The sequence below is a fragment of the Skermanella aerolata KACC 11604 genome, from assembly GCF_000936425.1.
GTDB lineage: Bacteria > Pseudomonadota > Alphaproteobacteria > Azospirillales > Azospirillaceae > Skermanella > Skermanella aerolata.
Genome location: NZ_AVFK01000049.1, coordinates 25351 through 45524 on the forward strand (window position 1 = coordinate 25351; position 20174 = coordinate 45524).

Sequence of the window (20174 nt, forward strand, 5' to 3'; positions counted from 1 at the left end):
CCGTGGCCCAACACTCCCTTACCAAACGGGAGGCGGCCATGTCGGTAAGCGTGTTCGACATCTTCAAGATCGGCATCGGGCCGTCCAGCTCCCACACCGTCGGGCCGATGAAGGCGGCTGCCGCCTTCGTCTCCGGCCTGGAGGAGCGCGGCGCGTTGCCCCGCATCGCACGGGTAAACGCCGAACTGTTCGGCTCGCTGGCATTGACGGGAGTAGGCCACGGCACCGACCAGGCCGTGCTGCTGGGCCTGTCCGGCGAGATGCCTGACACGATCGACCCCGACCGCATTCCCGCAATCCTCACCACCATCCGCACCGGCAACCGGATCGGCCTCGGCGGCAAGCACGACATCGCCTTCGACGAGTCCACAGACTTGGCCTTGCATCGGGCGGAAACGCTGCCCGGCCACCCCAACGGCATGCGCTTCACCGCGACCGACGCCGACGGAGCCGTGCTGGACACCCGTATCTACTACTCGGTCGGCGGCGGCTTCGTCGTCTCCGAAGAGGAGATGTTCCGCAACGAACGCCTCGCCGAAGCGCCGCCCGTCCCTTACGATTTCGTCAGCGGCAGCCAGATGCTGGAAGCAGCCAAAGCCTCCGGCCTCGGCATCGCCGACATGATGCGGGAGAACGAACGGGTCCAGCGCACCGACGCCGAGATCGACGCCGGCCTCCGCCGAATCTGGGACGCCATGCAGGCCTGCGTCGCCCGAGGCATGTCGCAGGAAGGCATTCTCCCCGGCGGCCTCAGCGTCCGCCGCCGCGCCCGTGCCCTCCACAAGGAACTTAACGGCCGGGCCGAAGCCTCGCTCCGCGATCCCATGGCGATCATGGACTGGGTCAGCCTCTACGCCATCGCGGTCAACGAGGAGAACGCCGCGGGAGGCCGCGTCGTCACGGCGCCGACCAACGGAGCGGCCGGGCTGATCCCGGCGGTGCTGCACTACTACGACCGCTTCTGCTTCGGCCGGAGCGAGCAGGGCGTCTTCACCTTCCTGCTGACCGCCGGCGCCATCGGAGGACTCTACAAGCGCAACGCTTCGATCTCCGGAGCGGAAGTCGGCTGCCAGGGTGAAGTCGGCGTCGCCTGCTCCATGGCCGCCGCTGGCCTTGCCGCAGCCCAGGGCGGCACGCCCGAGCAGATCGAAAACGCGGCAGAGATCGGCATGGAACACAACCTCGGCCTGACCTGCGACCCGATCGGCGGTCTGGTCCAAATCCCCTGCATCGAGCGCAACGCGATCGGCGCCATCAAGGCGATCAACGCGGCACGGCTCGCCTTGCGGAGCGATGGCCAGCACCACGTCTCGCTCGACAAGGTGATCCGGACCATGCGGGAAACCGGCGCCGACATGCAGACGAAGTACAAGGAAACATCGCTCGGCGGCCTCGCCGTCAACTTCATCGAATGCTGAATGGCATCGACTGCTGAAAGTCCGTGAAATGGCATCTTCCATCGAGCAATTCTTCTCCGCCTCCGTCGCCGACAGCGATCCCGAACTGGCGCAGTCGCTGCGCCGCGAACTCGCCCGTCAGCAGGATCAGGTCGAACTGATCGCCTCGGAGAACATCGTCTCCACCGCCGTGCTGGAAGCCCAGGGCTCCGTCCTGACGAACAAGTATGCGGAGGGCTATCCCGGCCGCCGCTACTACGGCGGCTGCGAGATCGTCGATATCGCGGAACAACTCGCGATCGACCGCGCCAAGGCGCTGTTCGGCTGCTCCTACGCCAACGTCCAGCCGCATTCCGGCGCGCAGGCCAACCAGGCCGTCTTCATGGCGCTGCTCCAGCCGGGCGACACGATCCTCGGCATGTCGCTGGCGGCAGGCGGCCACCTGACCCACGGCGCCTCGGTCAACCAGTCCGGCAAGTGGTTCAACGCCGTTCAGTACGGCGTCCGCCGCGAAGACGCGCTGATCGACTACGATCAGGTCCGCGATCTTGCGCGCGAGCATAAGCCGAAGCTGATCGTCGCCGGCGGCTCCGCGTACCCCCGAGTCATCGACTTCGCCCGCTTCCGCGAGATTGCCGACGAGGTCGGGGCCTGGCTGATGGTCGATATGGCCCACTACGCCGGCCTGATCGCCGGCGGCGTCTACCCCAACCCGGTGCCGCACGCCCACGTCACCACGACGACCACGCACAAGACGCTGCGCGGCCCGCGCGGCGGCATGGTGCTGTCCAACGACGAGGCGCTGGGCAAGAAGATCAACTCCGCCGTCTTCCCCGGCCTCCAGGGCGGCCCGCTGATGCACGTCATTGCTGCCAAGGCCGTGGCGTTCGGCGAGGCGCTTCGCCCCGAGTTCAAGACCTATGCCCGCGATGTCGTGGACAATGCCCGTGCCCTGGCGTCGCGGCTGGTCGAGGGCGGCGTCGATATCGTTTCCGGCGGGACAGACAGCCACATCGTGCTGGTCGATCTGCGCCCTAAAGGCCTGACCGGCAAGGCCGCCGAAGCCAGCCTCGAGCGCGCCGGCATGACCTGCAACAAGAACGGCATCCCCTTCGACCCGGAAAAGCCGATGGTAACCTCCGGCGTCCGTCTCGGCACGCCAGCCGCCACGACGCGCGGCTTTGGCACGGCGGAATTCACGCTGGTCGGCGAGTTGATCTCGGAAGTCCTCGACGGCCTCGCTGCCAGCAACTCCGGCGACAACGCCGCCGTGGAAGCCAAGGTCCGTGGCCGCATCCATGACCTGTGCAGCCGCTTCCCGATCTACGGCGGCCAATCGCTGGCCGCTGCGGCGGAGTAGGGTTGTTAAAAAGCCGGGTGAGGGTGCAGCTAGTTTGTCTGCTTGTTGTCGAAAACATCAGCAATTGACGCGGCATCCAGCACCCGGTCCAGCCATTCGTCCAGTTCCTCGGCCTTTGCCGAACGGATACGCTTGGTCGTGTCAGGCGGCAAATCACCGAAACGGCGACGAGGCAGTTTCGAAAGCAATTCGGCAAGAGTCTCAACCTTTATTTGGTCCTGCCACTCCTTGATGCGTGCTGACAACATGTCGCGCATCTCCAACAGGTCGTTCAGATCTCCTAACACTGCATCAATCCCAATACGTTCCTGCGTCGAAACGGCATGCTCGACAACTTGGGTAAACAACCGCTCCAGTGCTTCGTGGTTTGGGTGCCAACACCGTCAATTGACCCGCTTATCGTCGAAAACGTCGGAAATGGAAGCGGCATCCAGAACTTGGTCCATCCATGCTTCCAGTTCCGTGTCGGAAGCCGAGTGGATTCGCTCCGTGCAGCTCTGCGGCAATTCTCCGAACCGGTGGCGAAGTTGACGGGAAAGAGCATTAGCCAGGGTCTGCGTCCGAACTTGCGTCCGAGTTTCGACAATCGCCTGAGCTCTTACTTCGTCAGCCCATTTCCTGAACCGTTCTGGCACCATGTTCCGCATCTCCAACAGGTCGGTCGCCGTTAAGGCGGCTGGTTCGTTCGCGAAGGCGGCCTGCTCTGACAGAGCGTATCCCACTATCTCGGTGAACAACTGCTTCAATGTTGCATAGTCCGGGTGCTGGCGGAACCAGCCGATGATCTCATCGACCAGATCGATCAGCTCCGCCGGACCAGGACTAGCCTCCAACCGGAACAGCAGCGCCACCAGACTGTCGTGGCGCTCCAAATCGCTGCCCGGCAAGGCCTTCTCGTCCACCAGATGATCGCGAATTGACGGTTGCCAATGCCACAGCGCCGAATCCGCCGGCAGCGCCACCAGCTCCGCCGTTCCGGTCGGCGCGTTCCACGCCTTGTCGCCGTTGTAGAGCACGACCGGCAGGACCGGCGGCAGCCGGTCGCCCGGCTTCAGCCTCATCTCGTCGATGATCTGTTGCCAGAGCAGGCCCGCATAGACCTGGATGCGAACCGGCATCCACCAGTCGATCTGCGACTGGAACTCCAGCATCAGGTACAGGTAGACGTCACCGCCGCATTCGGTCGGAATACGCCAGATCACGTCGCCCTCGCGCCGCCGTCCGCCGCGTCCGTGGAACTTGGCGTTGACCCGCTCCATCCGGCTGAAATCCAGCCCGAGCGCCAGTGCCGCCGGGACGAAATCGCGGACGAACTGCTCGACCATGACCGGGTGCGAGAACAGCCGGTGGTACAGGGAATCGGACGGGTTCAATCGAAGGGTCATTCGCGGCAAAAGTGCGGTACGCCGCATCCAGCACGTGGCATCCGCGCCCCGCAAGTCCGCGCCGCGCCATGCGACGGTATGCCCATCCGCAGACCCCGATACACCTTGTCGCAAGTTGACGGAATTTTGTCGCGGCATGGCATGTGCGGATGCCCGCGCGGGCGAATTCTTAGAACCGTAACAATGATGGGGAACCGAGACACATGTCTCCCGTCGAAGCGCTTCTCCGCCCCTTGAAAATCAAGCACCTGACCATCCGCAACCGGGTGATGAGCACGTCGCACGCGCCGTCCTACGGCTCGGACGGCAAGCCCAAGGAGCGTTATCAGCTCTACCACGAGGAGAAGGCCAAGGGCGGCATCGGCCTGACCATGTTCGGCGGCTCGTCCTCGGTGGCGCTGGACAGCCCGGCGGCCCCGTGGAACCAGATCTCCGTCGCCGACGACAGCGTCATCCCCTTCTTCCAGGAGTTCGCCGACCGCGTCCATCAACATGGCGCCGCCCTGATGATCCAGCTCACCCATATGGGCCGGCGGACCAAGTGGGATACCGAGAACTGGCTGCCGACCATGTCGGCGTCACCCAAGCGCGAGCCGGCCAGCCGTTCCATCCCGAAGGAGATGGAAGACACCGACATCCGCCGCATCATCGCCGACTACGCCGCCGCCGCGCGCCGCTGCAAGGAAGGTGGCCTGGACGGGTTCGAACTATCCGCCGCCCACGGCCACCTGATCGACCAGTTCTGGAGCCCGTCGGTCAACAAGCGCACGGACAAGTACGGCGGCAGCCTGGAAAACCGGATGCGCTTCGGCATCGAGGTGCTTGAAGCCTGCCGCGAAGCGGTCGGCGACGACTATATCATCGGCATGCGCATGTCGGGCGACGAGCTGATCGACGACGGCCTGACCCACGAGGACTGCGTCGCGATCACCCGTACCTATGCCGAGCGCGGGCTGATCGACTTCGCCAACGTGCTGGGCGGACAGGCGCGCGACCATCTGGCCCACGCGATCGTGCTGCCGAACATGTCGTTCCCGGTGGCGCCCTTCCTGTTCCTCGCCAGCGCCATCAAGCGCGAGGTCGATATCCCGATCTTCCACGCCCAGCGCGTCACCGACCTCAACACGGCGGGACGCGCCGTTGCGGAAGGGCATGTCGATATGGTCGCGATGACCCGTGCCCACATTGCCGACCCGCATCTGGTGCGCAAGCTGATGGAAGGCCGGATCGACGACATCCGGCAGTGCGTCGGCGCCGGCTACTGCATCGACCGCATCTACGCCGGCGGCGACGCGCTCTGTATCCAGAACGCCGCCACCGGCCGCGAGCGGACCATGCCGCACGTCATCCCCAAGGCGACGGAGAAGAAACGCGTCGTCGTCGTCGGCGGCGGTCCCGGCGGTTTGGAAGCGGCCCGCGTCTGCGCCGAGCGCGGCCATTCCGTCGTGCTGTTCGAGAAGAACGCCGTCACGGGAGGCCAGATCAACATCGCCGCCAAGGCGACGTGGCGCGAAGCCCTGACCGGCATCACCCGCTGGCTGACCCAGCAGGCGGCCAAGTCGGGCGCCGAACTCCGCCTCGGCACGGAAGCCACCCCCGCCACGATCGAGGCCGAAAAGCCCGATGTGATCATCCTGGCGACCGGCGGCCATCCCAGCCACGGCGACGTCAAGGGCGCCGACCTTGCCGTCACGACCTGGGACATGCTGTCCGGCAAGGTCGAGCCGGCCGAGAACATCCTGATCTACGACGGCACCGGCCAGCACCACGCGCCGTCCTGCGCCGAGTTCCTGGCGAAGCGCGGCGCGCTGGTCGAGATCGCCACGCAGGACCGCATGGTCGCCGAGGAAGTCGGCGCCACCAACCAGCCGATCCACCTGCGCGAGCTTTACAAGCTCGGCGTCGTCCTGTCGCCCAACCTCCAGCTCACCGAGATCTACCGCGAAGGCAACAAGCTGGTCGCCGTCCTCAAGAACGAGTTCACCCACGAGGAGGAGGAACGGCTGGTCGATCAGGTCGTGGTCGAGTTCGGCACCCTGCCCAACGAAGCGCTCTATTTCGACCTGAAGGAAAGCTCGATCAACCGGGGCGAAATGGACCTCCACGCCCTGGTCGAAGGCCGTCCGCAGCCGCACAAGGTCAACGGCCACGGCGGCTCGGCCCTCTACCGGATCGGAGACGGTGTCGCGGGCCGCAACATCCACGCGGCGATCTACGACGCCGCCCGCCTGTGCAAGGATTTGTGAGCGCCCGATGATCGCATCAACGCTCTCCGCGATCGTAATCATTACGCTGGCTTCGGGCTTGGCGCTGGCGCTCGTCCAGGCGAGGCGCTGGCGAGCGGGCCGGGCGGCGGATGTCGATCTGATCGCGGGATTGAAGGCGCTGCCGCGCCGCTATCTGGTCGATGTCCACGACGTGGTCGAGCGCAAGCCGTTCAACTCCCGCTTCCACGCGCTGACGGCGGGCGGCTTCCTGGCCTCGCTGGCGCTGATCCCGCTGCTGGCGATTCCAGCATTTCGGCACTGGACCGTCTGGGGTCTGCTCAGCCTAGCTCTCGTGGCGATGCTGGCCGGAAGCCTGATGGTCGGCTGGCGCCGCCGGGTCGAAAAGCCGGCCGAATTGTCAAAGGGCCGCTTCAGCCGTCTGCCCTTCGCGCTGCTGGCCTACGCCACCGCCTTCCTGGTGGTGGCATTGGACCAGACCGCCGGGGGAGTCCTCCCCTGGCAGCTCAGCCTCGCCCTCGTCCTGGTGGGAGCCTGGGGCTGCGCCGAACTCGTCCTTGGCGTCTGGAAAGGTCCGCTCAAGCACGCGGTCCATGGCGCTCTCCACCTGATCGCCCATCCGCGCCCCGAGCGTTTCCACGACGGCCTGGGCCGCGACACCGCCCTTCGTCCCCTCAACCTCGAGACCAACGGCAAGCTCGGCGCCGAACGCCCCCTCGACTTCGACTGGAACCGCTTGCTCGGGTTCGACGCCTGCGTCCAGTGCGGCCGGTGCGAGACGGCCTGTCCAGCCTATGCCGCCGGCCTGCCGCTCAACCCGAAGAAGCTGATCCAGGATCTGGTGACTGGATTGGAGGACGGCGCCGACGACAGCTCCTATGCCGGCAACAACCATCCCGGCCGGCCGCTCGGCCTCGCCCACGGCAGCCCCGGCCAGCCGGTCATCGGCCCGATGATCCACCCGGACACCCTCTGGGCTTGCACCACCTGCCGCGCCTGCGTGCAGGAATGCCCGATGATGATCGAGCACGTCGATGCCGTGATCGACCTCCGCCGTTTCCAGACGCTGGAACTGGGAGCCACCCCCGGCAAGGCCGCCGGAGTACTGGAGGAACTGAAGGCGACCGACAACCCCGGAGGCCAACCGCTGTCCCGCCGGCTCGACTGGGCCGTGGACCTGAGCCTTCCCATCCTCGCCGACCAGGACCGGTGCGACGTGCTGCTCTGGCTGGGCGACGGCGCGTTCGACCTCCGCACTCAGCGCTCGCTCCGGGCACTGGTCCTGCTGCTGCGCCGCGCCGGGATCGATTTCGCGGTCCTAGGACCCGAAGAACTGGACTGCGGCGACGTCGCCCGCCGCCTTGGCGACGAGGCCACGTTCCAGGATCTGGCACGGCGCAACGTCTCCACGTTGCGCCGTTATGCTTTCAGCCGCATCGTCACGGCGGACCCCCACGCGCTGCACACGCTCCGGCATGAATACAAGCCGTTCGGCCTCGACGTGCCGGTGATCCACCACACCGCTTTCCTGCTCGACCTCCTCCAAGCCGGCAAACTGACGGTCACCGCCGCCAACGGGACATCGGTCACCTACCACGACCCCTGCTATCTCGGCCGCTACAACGGCGAGATCGACGCTCCCCGCGCCCTTCTCGACGCCATCGGCGTCGAGCGCGTCGAGATGGAGCGTTCCGGCCTGCGCTCGAGCTGCTGCGGCGGCGGAGGCGGCGCTCCCTTGACCGACGTGGCCGGCAAGCGCCGCATCCCCGACGTCCGCATGGACCACGCCCGCGCGACCGGCGCCGCCACCGTCGCGGTAGCCTGTCCCAACTGCGCGCTGATGCTGGAAGGCGTCGTCGGCTCCCGTCCACAGGTCGCCGAGATCGCCGAACTGGTCCTGGCCGCGACGGAGTCCCCGAAATGACCCGCCGCCGCCGCGACCCCAGGGCCGAGGCGCTGGCCCTGACCACATCGACCGAACCCCGCCGCCGCATCGCGCGCGGAAACCCGCCCGCAGCACCCGCCACCAACCGCCGCCGCCGCGACCCGAGGGCCGAACGCGCCGCCTCCAGCGTCCAAGCCGGAGCCCGCCTCCGCTACGACCGGAGCGGCAGCGCCCCATCGGCGCAAGCCCGCTCCCATGAGGCCGCCGCCCCCTCCGGCCCCGCCGTCCGGATCGTCGAAGACCCCGCCTTTCTGGTGCTCGTCGTTCCCGACCAACCACGTGGCGAACTGACTGCTCACGACCGCCAGCTCGTCGCCGCCGGCCGCGTCCTGGCCGACGCCGGAGGCGGCGCCGTCGTCGTCCTGGCACCCGATCAAGCTACCACCACCGATTTCGCCGAGGCCGGGGCTGACCGGCTCATAAAGGTTGACTTCGAACTATTCACCGACTATTGCCCTGAGCGTCGCGCGGCCAGCGTGCTGGACGCGGTGGAAACCCTCAAACCCCGCCACGTGCTGTTCGCCGAAAGCGCCGACGGCGGCGCCGACATCGCCCGTCGTGTCGCGGCAGCCATGGGCGAAAGACTTTTTCCGGGTGTCCAGAACCTGACCCCGACCAAGGCTGGACGCCGCGCACGCGGCGGCTCGTCGGAGCTGATCCATGCCCCGGCCCGGCTGATGACCATCGCTCTCGATGCCGTCCCGCCGTTGGAAGATGCCCGCCATGAAGCGCGGGTCATTCCGGCACCGCCGCGGAATCCGCACTCCGCGCCGGGCATCCGCGACGCCCGCCCGCTGGCGGTCGATCCCGACCGGTTTTCGCTGGCCGAGGCCGATTTCATCGTCAGCGCCGGCAACGGGATCACTGACTGGCAGGATTTCGCCGAACTCGCGGAAGCGCTGGGGGCGACGCGCGGCGGCAGCCGCGTAGTCTGCGATGCCGGACACCTGCCGCGCGACCGCCAGATCGGTGCTTCGGGCACCTTGGTGACCGCACGGTGTTACTTCGCGCTGGGGATAGCGGGAGCCCCCCAGCACTTGCAGGGAATTACAGAGGTAAAGCACGTCATTGCCGTCAACACAGACCTTCACGCCGAAATGATCAAGCGCGCCGACCTCGCCATCGTCGCCGACGCGCAAGCCGTGATGCCGGCCCTGATCCGCTACGCCCGCGAGCGCCGTAACGGGACGAACCGTCATGATTGACATCGCCGTCCTGCTCTCCGTCGGCAGCCACCCCGCATCCGGCCGCGCCCGCCGCGCCCTGCTCGACGCCCAGGCTCTCGAACTGGCGCTGCGCCTGACGGAATCCGGTCAGACCGCCCGCATCCACGCCCTACACGCCGGAAACCCGGATGAACCGGCGCTCCGCGACTATCTCGGCATGGGCCTCGACCGCCTGGAAGTGCTGGAAACCGCACCCGGCGCCGACCCCGTCCCGGCCCTGATCGCCCGCCTGCGCGAGCTGTCCCCCGCCATCATTCTGGCCGGCTCGATCGCCGAGGGTGGCGAAGATTCCGGCATGGTGCCCTATCTGATTGCACAGGCACTCAACCGCACGCTGGTCCCCGACATCGTCGGGATCGACGTCAGCGCCACCGAAGCCGCCCTCACCCAGGCGCTCCCGCGCGGCCAGCGCCGCCTTGTCACCGCCACGCCGCCTCTGGTCGCGACTTTGCATAGCTCCGCCCATGCCGCACGCCAGAGCGCCTTCGCCCGCTCCCGCCGGGGCACCATCGACGCCAGACCGGCTGCCACCGTCCACCCGGACGAGTTCCTGGCCGAATGCACCGTCCGCCCGTGGCGCGCCCGGCCCAAGCTGATGCGCGTCCAACGCGGCGGTTCCGCCCTCGACCGCATGAAGGCTGCGACCGAAACCAAGACGGGGCAGGGGCGGCTGATGGTCCAGCCGACACCGGACGAAGCGGCGGCGGCGATCTACGACTGCCTGATCCAGCAGGGCTGGTCCAACAGGGAATAATTCGTTGAATGAACTAAGCATTCGAGTACTGTTGCAGGTAACCGATGTAAAAACAGGGAAGAGGACAATGAGATGAAAGCAGCGTTCGAGGGCATACCCAACCAGGACCCCGCAAGCACGGCTCCGCTGCCATCTTATCCAGCACCCAATGGAGCTACCCCCACGCCGAAGCCGAACGGCTCGGCAACTGTGGCGAGACCGATCAACTCCAAGTCGCAGGCGTCATCCACCGGTGAAGTCCGGCTCGACGTCTCCAACGTCTACAAGATCTTCTCCGACGATCCCAAGCCGGCCCTGGACATGCTGTACGCCGGCGCCACCAAGGACGAGGTGTTCAAGAAGCTGGGCGTGACGGTCGGCGTCAAGGACGCCAGCTTCCAGGTCCGCAGCGGTGAGATCTTCGTGATCATGGGCCTGTCCGGCTCCGGCAAGTCGACCATGATCCGCCTGCTCAACCGCCTGATCGAGCCCAGCGCCGGCAAGATCGTGTTCGACGGCCGCGACCTCGTCACCATGTCCCGGAAGGAGCTGATCGCCGTCCGCCGCAAGGACATGAGCATGGTGTTCCAGTCCTTCGCGCTGATGCCGCACCTGACCGCGCTCGACAACGCCGCCTTCGGGCTGGAGATCGCCGGCGTGCCCAAGCCCAAGCGCCATGAAGCGGCGATGGAGGCCCTGAAGCAGGTCGGATTGGACCAATATCACGCCCGCTACCCGCGCGAGATGTCCGGCGGCATGCAGCAGCGCGTCGGCCTTGCCCGCGCCCTTGCCAACAATCCGACGATCATGCTGATGGACGAGGCGTTCTCCGCCCTCGACCCGCTGATCCGGACCGAGATGCAGGACGAGCTGCTGCGGCTCCAGCGCGAGCACAAGCGCACCATCATCTTCATCTCCCACGACCTCGACGAGGCGATGCGGATCGGCGACCGGATCGCCATCATGGAAGGCGGCAACATCGTCCAGGTCGGCACGCCGTTCGAGATCCTGCGCAACCCGGCCGACGACTACGTCCGCTCCTTCTTCCGCAACGTCGATGTCTCCCGCGTGCTGCGCGCCGGCGACGTCGCCCGGTTCGAGGAGGAGAAGACGGTCATCCGCGTCCCCGGCGTCCTTCAGCCGGCCCTGGAGCAGTTGACGGGTTCGAAGAACGAGTACGGCTACGTCCGCGACCACGACAACAACTACCAGGGCACCGTGTCGCGCGACAGCCTGGAGCGGGCGATCACCGAGGAAGGCCAGCCGCGTTTCGTCCACGCCTTCCTGCCCGATATCGATCCCGTCCACGCCGAACAGCCGCTGCACGACGTCATGCGCACCGTCGCATCGGCCGAATGCGCCGTCCCGGTGGTCGACGACGAGAACAAGTTCCTGGGCGCCATTTCCCCGGCGACCCTGCTCAAGACCCTGAATCGGGAGAAGTAAGCCATGGACTTTCAGCTTCCGATCGACGCCTGGGTCGAGAACATCGTCAACTACATCCTGGACAACTTCCAGCCCCTGCTGGACGGCATCGCCGCCGTGGTCGACGGCTTCGGCGCCACGATAGACGGAGCGCTCCTGGCGCTGCCGATCTGGCTGGCAGTGGCCCTGCTGACGGCCTTCTCCGGCTGGCGCGTCAGCATCCGCTTCGGCATCTTCACGCTGGTCTCGCTGCTGCTGATCGTGTCGATGGATCTGTGGTCCGCGACGATCTCCACGCTGGGCCTCGTGCTGGCGTCCACCCTGCTCAGCCTGATCCTGGGCATCCCGCTGGGCGTCTGGATGGCCCGCAGCAAGGTGGTGGAGAGCATTTCCAAGACGACGCTGGACTTCATGCAGACGATGCCGGCCTTCGTCTACCTGATCCCGGCCGTCATGTTCTTCGGCCTTGGCCGCGTCCCCGGCATCATCGCGACGATCATCTTCGCGATGCCGCCGGCGGTGCGCCTGACCGCACTGGGCATCCAGCAGGTGCCGGCCGAGATCGTCGAGGCAGCCCGCGCCTTCGGCTGCACCGACCGCCAGCTCCTGTTCCGCGTCCAGCTGCCCAGCGCCCGGCCCTCGATCATGGCCGGCGTCAACCAGACCATGATGCTGGCGCTGTCGATGGTCGTGATCGCGTCGATGATCGGGGCCGGCGGCCTCGGCAACGTCGTGCTCCAAGGCATCCAGCGGCTCGACATCGGCCTCGGCTTCAAGAGCGGCCTCAGCGTCGTCCTGCTCGCCATCATCCTCGACCGCATCACCCAGAGCTTCGGCGCCAAGGCGTCCGCAACCGCCAAGTCACGCTGGGCGATGCCCGCGTTCATGCACCGGCTGATGCCGGCCCCCTCGGCCCGTTCGAACCCGACGCACTAAGCGTCGGGCCAATAACAAACTGAAACATGGAGGCTTAGAAACGATGGGCTTTTTCACCAAGACAGCGACCCTCGCCGCCGCATCCTGCCTTGCGGCAACCCTGATGCTGACGACGGCGCATGCCGCCGACAAGGAGATCAACATCGGCTGGACCGCCTGGTCCGACGCCGAGGCCGTGACCAAGCTGGCGAAGAAGGTCCTGGAAGACCGCATGGGCTACAAGGTCGAGATGACCATGGCAGACATCGGCATCCAGTACCAGGGCATCGCCACCGGCAAGCTCGACGCGATGCTGATGTCCTGGCAGCCGCTGACCCACAAGCCCTATCTCGACAAGGTCCGTCAGGACGTGGTCGATCTGGGTCCCATGTATACCCGCGCCAAGCTGGGCTGGGTCGTGCCGTCCTACATCCCGGAATCCGAGCTGAAAAGCATCGAGGACCTGAAGAAGCCCGAAGTGAAGCAGAAGCTCGGCAGCAAGATCCAAGGCATCGACCCCGGCGCCGGATTGATGCAGGCATCCGAGAAGGCGATGAAGGACTACGGCCTGACCGACTACCAGCTGATCTCCGCCAGCGACGCGGCGATGCTGTCGGGTGTCGAGCGGGCCGAGCGCCGCAAGGACTGGATCGTCGCCACCGCCTGGAGCCCCCACTGGATGTTCGCTAAGTCCGAACTCCGTTACCTTGACGACCCCAAGGGCTCGCTCGGCGGCCTGGAAAGCGTCAATAAGCTGGTCCGCAAGGGCTTCTACCAGGAGCAGCCCGAGGCCTACGAATTCCTCGGCCGCATGGTCCTGCCGCTGGCCGACGTCGAAGCGATCATGTTCGAAGCCCAGAACAGCAGCTACGAAAAGGCCGTGGACAACTACATCGCCAAGAACCCGGATCGGATCGAGTACTGGGTGACCGGCCAGATGAAGACGGCGGGCTGATAGCAGCCGCTCCCGAAATGTTGGGCCACGGCCCAACCTACGAGTTTCGTCGCCCGTAGGTTGGGCCGTGGCCCAACAACATGCGCTCTTCCTAAAACCCCGCCTTGTACCAACCGCATTGCAGTTCGACCGGTGAGTTCCGGCAAAGATGTCGGGCTGAAGAGGCCCGACCTACATTATACGCTGGCAAGAGCACGCTGGCGTAGGTCGGGCCTCTTCAGCCCGACATCTAACGCTCCAGACCAGTCAATGTTTAATGCCCCTGGGTTTAATACCCCTGGGTTTAATACCCCTGCTATTCCGCCTCAAACGTCGATGTTCCGCGCCAGCTTCTTCAGCATGACGTTCAGCGTGACGAAGGCACCTGCCTTGCTCGAACAGCAGATCTCGATCCCGGTCAGCACGTAGCCGGCGGTCGGATTAACCGGCTTGTAGTCCTGCTCCCAGCCGGAGAAGGCCCCGGTATTGCCGGACTTGTCCTTGTAGCGGGTCGCCACGGTCGTGCCGAGATGGGTATCCTGGCTCGAATTGCCGTAGTCGATGAAGCTCAGCGCCTGATAGTAAAGGCCCAGATTGTTCAGGTTGCAGTCCTTCTCGCGGATGGCGAGCCCGGTCATGACGGTGCCGGTCGGCACCGTGTCGAAGACCTCGTAGTCGCTCAGGTCGAACTTCGAGACGTCGCCCTTGGCGCAGTAATACACATTGCCTGAATTGATGTCGGTGACCTGGATGCCGATCCGGGTAACGTGCCTGTCGCCGTTGACGCGGCTGCCGAAGCCGGTCACGACCAGCGCGTCCTTGCTGTCCCCGGCCTTCAGGGTCTCATTGAAGTCCGCGTCCACGCTCCAGGAGTAGACGCCGCTCCCTGTGTTCCGGTCCGAACTCGGCGCATAGTCGCGGGTCGCGGTGCCGGTCGTGACCAGCCGGTAGAGGTCGTCGAACTGCGCCGACAAATAGCTGGCGCGGGTGGAACTGGTGCAGTAGGTCCAGACGGGAACCAGACCGCTCTCGGTGAACATCACCGGCTTCGGATCGGCCGCCACGGTGGGCGACCAGTCGGTCCACTTGGTCTTGCTGACATCGCCGCCGGTGATGGTGATGCTGCCGGAAACGTTGACCTTGCTGACGGTGGTCGAGGTCGAAAGGTCCATCGACCCGCTGACCCGCACGCTGCCGACCATGTTGTTGTATTTCAGCGACGCATCGGCCTCGAAGGTCGTCGCCGAATAGCTGGTGGACTTGGCGGCGTAGAAGCTGGCCAGATACTGCCCGCCGATCACCAGACCGATGACGAAATGCGTGCCGTACTTCTTGAACAGGGTTTCCGCCGTGACGGCGTCGTTGTTCAGATCGCTCCAGAACCCGGTATCGAAACTGGCCTGCGTCACGTTCGGCAGCTCGGCATGGCCGTAGTTGAAGTTGTCGGTGATCAGCATGTAATGCGTCTCGCTCTGGCGCGACACCTCCTTGCTGTACTTCGCCGACAGCGATCCGGAAAACGCCCCGCGCTTCGCCGTGATGTCCAGGCCGGCGGCCAGCGAGAACTGGATATCGGTGGAAATGCTGGCGTAGTCGAGCGTCGGGGACGACTGGGCGACATCCAGGTGGCTGCAAATCTTGGGATAATAGTACTCGACGCCCTCGATCACCGTGCGTGCATGCACCGCCGGGTCATACGCGGCCGTTTCGAACGCCGCCATCTCCGGAACGACGCATTTCAGCCGCGAAGTCGGCTGCGTCAGCGCGCCGAACACGTTATACGTCCAGCCGAGCAGGTCGGTCCCAGGCAGTCTCTCGATTTCAGCAGTCATTTTTCCATATCCCCGTAGATCGCCAATATTTCAGACCTGAAACGAATAATCATACCGGAGTAAATATTCGCTCCCGAATTACTATTCGTTACTTGCCTGAGCCAATTGCTACCACACAGGAAATGTCCGATGCTATCGAATTGAACAATTCGGCGCGGAAAACGGATATCTGTCGACTGAATACTTTAGTATTCGACTTCATCACCCCAATTTTCGCCGTGGGACGACGCCAAAAATCCGTCATGCCAAGACGAAGCCTCATACCGCGTATAGGAGGATGGAAAATATTGGGGACAGACCACGGTTTCTTAAAATATTGGGGACAGATCACGGTTTCTTCGCAATCAGGAAACAATGAAGGGAAAACGGGGACAGACCACTATTAATATGCTAACCTCAGCACCTCACCCCATCCCCATGCACTTGCAGGTCTCCACCATGCCCCGTCGACCCCGGCTCAGTCTTGCCGCCATGCCATTTCACCTGATCCAGCGGGGCAATAATCGCGGGGCCTGCTTCTTCGCCGAGAGCGACTACACCTTCTACCTGAACGAACTGAAGGCCGCCTGCCAAGCCCATCGAGCGTCGCTCCATGCCTACTGTCTGATGACCAATCATGTTCATCTCCTTCTCACGCCAGCGGAAGCCGATGGTCCATCGCTGGTCATGAAGCGGCTGGGGCAGCGGTATGTCCAGTATGTCAACCGCACCCATGGCCGCAGCGGAACCCTCTGGGAGGGCCGGTTCCGTTCCTGTCCTGTCGGGGAGGAAGCATATCTGTTCGCGTGCGCTCGCTATATCGAATCGAACCCGGTACGGGCGAACATGGTGGCGCAGCCGGCTGACTACCGCTGGTCGAGTTATCGGGCCAACGCACTTGGTCAACCTGACCCATCGGTGACGCCGCACGAACTCTACGAGGCGCTCGGCTCGACCCCGGAAGCTCGGTTGTCAGCGTACCGGGAATTGTTCCGGCAATACCCGGACCAGAGCCAGATCGAGGAGATCCGCAGCGCCACCAATGGCGGCTTCGCACTTGGAAGCGAGACCTTCCAGCAGCATATCGCAAATCTCACGGGGCGCAGAACATGGCGTGGGCATCCTGGACGACCGGCCAGCAGAGAAGTGGGTCAAGTCGTGTAAAGAAAGTCTCCCCGTCTTCATTCAGCGCAAGGTGACCGTGCTTGATGGTCGCATTCCCGCATGAACCGTTGCACCAGTTCCGTCTTCTCGGAAGCATGTTTAATATCGTACCCGAAGGGATCTCCATCTTCGCCAAGATCGAGAAAAACATCCTCCTCGACCTCCCCCGTCCGACGCGACGGCAGCGGGCGGACTTCCAGATACAGGCTGTCAGTCGAGCTATCATAGGTCTGGTTCATGGCTTGAATCTTCGCCAGAGAACGCGTTGTGTACGGTTTCTTCGTCGGATAATAGCCCAACGCGCAGATAGGTGGACATGCTGTGTACGAACTTCCTCCCAGCACCCTCGCCGGCTAGGGATCATTCGATATATCATGCCGATATCAGATATCGGAGTGACCATGAGAATCCTGGTTGACCTTGGAGAAACGCAGGTCCTAGCGCTTGATGAACTGGCGCATAAGGACAAGCGGTCGCGGGCGGCGGTCATTCGACAGGCCATTGACGAATATCTGGTCCGGCGTCGCAAGCTTGAAGAACTCGATGCCTTTGGCCTGTGGGGCGAGCGCAAAATCGATGGGCTCGCGTATCAGGAGCAGGTGCGGGGTGACTGGTAAAGGCGCTGTTCAATACGAATATCCTGATAGATTACCTTAACGCCATACCGGAAGCTCGTGAGGAACTAAACCGCTATACGGACCGGGCGATCAGCATCATCACATGGATGGAAGTGATGGCAGGCGTGGAAGGCCGGCTTGAAGCTCCTACCAGTAGTTTTCTGGATGGCTTCGAAACCATCGGCCTTGATGCGCGGATTGCGGAAAAGGCGGTAGCCCTTCGCCGGGAGCGCCGGATCGAACTGCCGGATGCGGTGATCTGGGCGTCGGCGCAGATGAACGGCATGCTTCTGGTGACCAGGAACACCAAGGATTTTCCCGCCGGCGATCCCGGTGTCCGCGCTCCGTATGGGACGTCTCATTGAGATGAGCGACCAACGCTATGCCGGTGTGTGGGATGCCATCTGCCGATCATTGTTGCCAGCTTTTGCGATGGCAAACAGTTCGCCTTCGACCACTTGTTCGATCAGGCACGATTGATGGGTCTTTGTTTCGTAGGCGTTGTAGATGCGCACAGATGACACCAGAGTGGAGTGGGCTAGAAAAAATTAGCCTGCCCACTCCGGAGTCGTCCGCGGGCCGTGCAAGCGACGGGCTATTTAGGAAATATCATGCAGTAACACCACGGGCTGAAGACATTGACCTGTGGCGACAGTGTTTGTTGGGCCACGGCCCAACCTACAGGCTCCTGCTTTGTAGGTTGGGCCGTGGCCCAACACTTGCTCACCGCCGGTCAGACTCTTCGGCTCTTGATATAGCTCACCCGAGCCCGCCCGCCGATTGGTCCAAGTCGGTGAAACTCAGAAACAATCGGGCCGGAATGATCCAAAGCACCCTCCGTTTGTTAGCCCCAAAGCGCTCAAAGCGCCGGGCATCGACAGACCCTGCTCGGACTGGAGGATATTCATGATCGACCGCGCGGACTTCCCTTATTACAACGGCTACCCGGTTCGCATCGGCGGTCAGGGCTGGGCTATCCTCCTGTTCAGCCTGGCCGTAGCCTTTGCGGTTCTGATCGTCATCCCGGCCAAGACCTTCCCGGCCACGCTGGTTCCGGCGTCGCTGTTCGCCGGAATACCGCTGCTGACGCTGGTTTACCTGACCAAGCGGCACTGGACGGCGCTTTTCCGGCCGGTCGGATTGAAGCAGATCGGGCAAATGATCCTGTTCAGCTTCCTCAGCATCGCCGCCTCCGTGGCCGCCGGCATAGCGGTCTCCAGGCTTGGCTCGGTGGCGCCCAACCCCGTCGTAACCGGCATGAGTGCCATGACCGGGACCGAGTTCGTCCTGCGGCTCATCCCGACGTTGCCTCAACTCGTCGGGGAAGAGCTTCTGACCATCCTGCCGTTTCTGGCTCTCCTGTGGTTCGCCACCACACGCCTGCGCCTGAGCCGGACCGTCGGGATCATGATCGCTACAGGAGGCTCTACTCTTGTCTTTGGCGCAGCGCACCTGCCGACATACGACTGGCACTGGGTGCAGTGCTTCGGCATCATCGGAACCGCTCGCATCGTCCTAACCCTGGCATACATCTGGACCCGCAACTTATGGGTTTCTGCCGGCGCGCATATCATCAACGATTGGTCAGAGTTCTCCTTCGGCTTCGTCATGAGCCACGTTCCGATCGGGACGGCGTGATGTTAGGTAAAAGAAGCAACGGGGCCGAATTGATCAAACGGACGACGATCCTACGGAAACCTGTCCGCTGAGCATCAAGGACGAAGACCACGGCACGTTCAGTCCTGCAACCACTTCCCCATCTTCGGAAACGGATCGAGGCCGTTGGCGCCGGGCGGCTCGAAGAGGCCGAGGCCACCGGTCATTCCGACCTGGGACAGCGCCATGATGCCGAAATGCGTGCCGCTTTCCACCCAGGCCGCCATGGGGTGGGGTTTGATATCGGGGTGATATTTATAGCTGCCGGGAAAGAAGACGCATTCCGGCGGAAGGCCGAGATCCTTCAAGGCGGCGTAGGACCACGCCTGGGCCATGAACTCGCTCATCTTGATCGACGTCTGTAGCTTGAAATCGTCCGCCGCGTCGGGATCGGCGGCCACCACCTCGTCAAGCGACTCGATGACGTCGTTTCCCATCCTTGAGCGCCAGCGGGACGGCACGACGACGATATGCCCGGCCTCGTGCAGTACGTCGCCCGATCCCGCCAGCCGGTCCGGGTCGATCAGCATCACGCCGTTGACGATCTGGATGCCGGGCAGGAAACCGTCCTGCCCAAACGGGCCGGCCTTGAAGGGCATCCCGATGCGGTCGAGAAAATCCAGCATCGGCGGCAGGCACTCGGGATAATACATGGCTTCGGCGGACCTGAGGGTTGGCGGGACCGTAAAGTTCGGGCCGTCCGGCATTTCCAGGAGCGGCGACCCTATTATACCTCTTATGGCCTATGCCTTCCTACAGGTCTTGAGAAGCCCGTCGCCGGAAAACGACTATGGTGCGTGGACATCCTTCGACGACAGCCCTGGCTACCTGAAGATCCGGCAATCTGTATCTTGCAACCTATAGTACACGATGTCCTTTTGGTCAGAGTGGTCCATACCAATACTGTCATATCTATGACGTATGAAAGATAAATTAAGTCAGAAAGTGTGCTAAACCACGATCGACATATCGAAATTCATCATCGATCATTGGAAAATCATGGCATGGACAGTCGCAAGAATTCAAAGATCTATCAAGATTTGTCGATCCTGGTCATAGACGATGATGATTTCACGCGAGCCGTGACGAAGAAGATGCTTGGGAGAATTGGAATTGAAAATGTCTTTTTATCCAAGAGCAGCGAAGAAGGCTTGGTAATACTGAACGTCAATAATATCGATCTGGTCATCTGTGATATAGTGATGGGCGGAATGAGCGGGCTGCAATTATCTAAGTTGATACGGGACAAGAATGTCCGGCTTTACGGAAACAACCGTGAAGTCCCGATCATATTGCTGACGGCTCATACCGATGAAAAAATAGTCGCCACGGCCTTGCCATCTATCAGTTTTGAGGCAAGGCTGTTGACGTGAGGAATCGG

19 protein-coding genes are annotated in these 20174 nt (G+C 63.5%); 14 read left to right on the forward strand and 5 right to left on the reverse strand.

All coding sequences use genetic code 11. The features are described 5' to 3' along the window. Positions 1 to 38: 38 nt before the first annotated feature. Together N826_RS33155 and glyA are read left to right on the forward strand one after the other, a co-directional pair. Positions 39 to 1418: an L-serine ammonia-lyase gene (locus N826_RS33155; RefSeq protein ID WP_044436146.1), complete on the forward strand. Its 1380-nt coding sequence runs from the start codon at positions 39 to 41 to the stop codon at positions 1416 to 1418. Positions 1419 to 1446: 28 nt separating this feature from the next. Next, positions 1447 to 2757 (forward strand): serine hydroxymethyltransferase, encoded by a 1311-nt coding sequence (glyA, locus tag N826_RS33160; RefSeq protein WP_044436148.1) that lies wholly within the window; start codon positions 1447 to 1449, stop codon positions 2755 to 2757. Between the two features lie 29 nt (positions 2758 to 2786). Here the strand turns inward: glyA and N826_RS33165 are convergent, their stop codons facing one another. Both N826_RS33165 and N826_RS33170 read right to left on the reverse strand, forming a co-directional pair. Continuing rightward, complete coding sequence (locus tag N826_RS33165) at positions 2787 to 3104, reverse strand: DUF4351 domain-containing protein (RefSeq protein ID WP_044436150.1); 318 nt, start codon at positions 3102 to 3104, stop codon at positions 2787 to 2789. Positions 3105 to 3140: 36 nt separating this feature from the next. After that, a complete protein-coding gene (locus N826_RS33170; RefSeq protein WP_169789459.1) occupies positions 3141 to 4130 on the reverse strand; it encodes an Rpn family recombination-promoting nuclease/putative transposase in 990 nt (329 codons plus the stop codon). A gap of 215 nt (positions 4131 to 4345) precedes the next feature. Between N826_RS33170 and N826_RS33175 the strand changes: the two genes are divergently transcribed. The 7 genes from N826_RS33175 (at position 4346) to N826_RS33205 (ending at position 13566) form a co-directional block, all read left to right on the forward strand. After that, the gene (locus N826_RS33175; RefSeq protein ID WP_044436154.1) at positions 4346 to 6388 is read left to right on the forward strand and encodes an NADH:flavin oxidoreductase; all 2043 of its coding nucleotides are present in this window, start codon (positions 4346 to 4348) and stop codon (positions 6386 to 6388) included. A gap of 7 nt (positions 6389 to 6395) precedes the next feature. Further along, the gene (locus N826_RS33180; RefSeq protein ID WP_044436156.1) at positions 6396 to 8291 is read left to right on the forward strand and encodes a (Fe-S)-binding protein; all 1896 of its coding nucleotides are present in this window, start codon (positions 6396 to 6398) and stop codon (positions 8289 to 8291) included. After that, a complete protein-coding gene (locus N826_RS33185; protein ID WP_044436158.1) occupies positions 8288 to 9517 on the forward strand; it encodes an electron transfer flavoprotein subunit alpha/FixB family protein in 1230 nt (409 codons plus the stop codon). The genes N826_RS33180 and N826_RS33185 overlap by 4 nt, the downstream gene beginning before the upstream one ends. Next, a complete protein-coding gene (locus N826_RS33190; protein WP_044436160.1) occupies positions 9510 to 10292 on the forward strand; it encodes an adenine nucleotide alpha hydrolase family protein in 783 nt (260 codons plus the stop codon). The genes N826_RS33185 and N826_RS33190 overlap by 8 nt, the downstream gene beginning before the upstream one ends. A gap of 72 nt (positions 10293 to 10364) precedes the next feature. Continuing rightward, entirely contained in the window at positions 10365 to 11717 is a 1353-nt protein-coding gene (gene proV, locus N826_RS33195; protein WP_084721392.1) for a glycine betaine/L-proline ABC transporter ATP-binding protein ProV, read from the forward strand. Between the two features lie 3 nt (positions 11718 to 11720). Next, positions 11721 to 12632, forward strand: a complete 912-nt coding sequence (locus tag N826_RS33200) for an ABC transporter permease (protein WP_044436161.1) — start codon at positions 11721 to 11723, stop codon at positions 12630 to 12632. A 43-nt stretch (positions 12633 to 12675) separates the two neighbouring features. Then, a complete protein-coding gene (locus N826_RS33205) occupies positions 12676 to 13566 on the forward strand; it encodes a glycine betaine ABC transporter substrate-binding protein (RefSeq protein WP_044436163.1) in 891 nt (296 codons plus the stop codon). 305 nt (positions 13567 to 13871) lie between these two features. Here the strand turns inward: N826_RS33205 and N826_RS33210 are convergent, their stop codons facing one another. Further along, on the reverse strand, positions 13872 to 15377 hold the full coding sequence (locus N826_RS33210) for an MAC/perforin domain-containing protein (protein ID WP_044436165.1): 1506 nt from the start codon (positions 15375 to 15377) through the stop codon (positions 13872 to 13874). A gap of 438 nt (positions 15378 to 15815) precedes the next feature. Here N826_RS33210 and N826_RS33215 point away from each other — a divergent pair, with 438 nt between their 5' ends. After that, positions 15816 to 16520 (forward strand): transposase, encoded by a 705-nt coding sequence (locus tag N826_RS33215; RefSeq protein ID WP_044436166.1) that lies wholly within the window; start codon positions 15816 to 15818, stop codon positions 16518 to 16520. 17 nt (positions 16521 to 16537) lie between these two features. Here N826_RS33215 and N826_RS33220 read toward each other — a convergent pair whose 3' ends face one another. Next, the gene (locus N826_RS33220; RefSeq protein WP_063772356.1) at positions 16538 to 16759 is read right to left on the reverse strand and encodes a DUF2283 domain-containing protein; all 222 of its coding nucleotides are present in this window, start codon (positions 16757 to 16759) and stop codon (positions 16538 to 16540) included. Between the two features lie 162 nt (positions 16760 to 16921). Here N826_RS33220 and N826_RS33225 point away from each other — a divergent pair, with 162 nt between their 5' ends. From N826_RS33225 to N826_RS33235, 3 genes are all read left to right on the forward strand, one after another. Continuing rightward, positions 16922 to 17137, forward strand: a complete 216-nt coding sequence (locus N826_RS33225; RefSeq protein ID WP_044436192.1) for a ribbon-helix-helix domain-containing protein — start codon at positions 16922 to 16924, stop codon at positions 17135 to 17137. Between the two features lie 23 nt (positions 17138 to 17160). Beyond that, a complete protein-coding gene (locus N826_RS33230) occupies positions 17161 to 17502 on the forward strand; it encodes a type II toxin-antitoxin system VapC family toxin (RefSeq protein ID WP_345769888.1) in 342 nt (113 codons plus the stop codon). Positions 17503 to 18043: 541 nt separating this feature from the next. Beyond that, positions 18044 to 18775: a CPBP family intramembrane glutamic endopeptidase gene (locus N826_RS33235; protein ID WP_044436172.1), complete on the forward strand. Its 732-nt coding sequence runs from the start codon at positions 18044 to 18046 to the stop codon at positions 18773 to 18775. Positions 18776 to 18873: 98 nt separating this feature from the next. On the opposite strand, the gene N826_RS40865 is transcribed toward N826_RS33235, so the two are convergent. Next, positions 18874 to 19446 (reverse strand): hypothetical protein, encoded by a 573-nt coding sequence (locus N826_RS40865; protein ID WP_052832492.1) that lies wholly within the window; start codon positions 19444 to 19446, stop codon positions 18874 to 18876. Positions 19447 to 19797: 351 nt separating this feature from the next. Between N826_RS40865 and N826_RS33250 the strand changes: the two genes are divergently transcribed. Further along, on the forward strand, positions 19798 to 20166 hold the full coding sequence (locus tag N826_RS33250; protein ID WP_044436175.1) for a response regulator: 369 nt from the start codon (positions 19798 to 19800) through the stop codon (positions 20164 to 20166). The last annotated feature ends 8 nt before the right edge of the window (positions 20167 to 20174 follow it).

Coding starts and splice junctions, on each gene's coding strand:
- N826_RS33155 (WP_044436146.1), top strand. CDS start 39: ATGTCGGTAAGCGTGTTCGACATCTTCAAGATCGGCATCGGGCCGTCC.
- glyA (WP_044436148.1), top strand. CDS start 1,447: ATGGCATCTTCCATCGAGCAATTCTTCTCCGCCTCCGTCGCCGACAGC.
- N826_RS33175 (WP_044436154.1), top strand. CDS start 4,346: ATGTCTCCCGTCGAAGCGCTTCTCCGCCCCTTGAAAATCAAGCACCTG.
- N826_RS33180 (WP_044436156.1), top strand. CDS start 6,396: ATGATCGCATCAACGCTCTCCGCGATCGTAATCATTACGCTGGCTTCG.
- N826_RS33185 (WP_044436158.1), top strand. CDS start 8,288: ATGACCCGCCGCCGCCGCGACCCCAGGGCCGAGGCGCTGGCCCTGACC.
- N826_RS33190 (WP_044436160.1), top strand. CDS start 9,510: ATGATTGACATCGCCGTCCTGCTCTCCGTCGGCAGCCACCCCGCATCC.
- proV (WP_084721392.1), top strand. CDS start 10,365: ATGAAAGCAGCGTTCGAGGGCATACCCAACCAGGACCCCGCAAGCACG.
- N826_RS33200 (WP_044436161.1), top strand. CDS start 11,721: ATGGACTTTCAGCTTCCGATCGACGCCTGGGTCGAGAACATCGTCAAC.
- N826_RS33205 (WP_044436163.1), top strand. CDS start 12,676: ATGGGCTTTTTCACCAAGACAGCGACCCTCGCCGCCGCATCCTGCCTT.
- N826_RS33210 (WP_044436165.1), bottom strand. CDS start 15,377: ATGACTGCTGAAATCGAGAGACTGCCTGGGACCGACCTGCTCGGCTGG.
- N826_RS33215 (WP_044436166.1), top strand. CDS start 15,816: ATGCCCCGTCGACCCCGGCTCAGTCTTGCCGCCATGCCATTTCACCTG.
- N826_RS33220 (WP_063772356.1), bottom strand. CDS start 16,759: ATGAACCAGACCTATGATAGCTCGACTGACAGCCTGTATCTGGAAGTC.
- N826_RS33225 (WP_044436192.1), top strand. CDS start 16,922: ATGAGAATCCTGGTTGACCTTGGAGAAACGCAGGTCCTAGCGCTTGAT.
- N826_RS33235 (WP_044436172.1), top strand. CDS start 18,044: ATGATCGACCGCGCGGACTTCCCTTATTACAACGGCTACCCGGTTCGC.
- N826_RS40865 (WP_052832492.1), bottom strand. CDS start 19,446: ATGTATTATCCCGAGTGCCTGCCGCCGATGCTGGATTTTCTCGACCGC.
- N826_RS33250 (WP_044436175.1), top strand. CDS start 19,798: ATGGACAGTCGCAAGAATTCAAAGATCTATCAAGATTTGTCGATCCTG.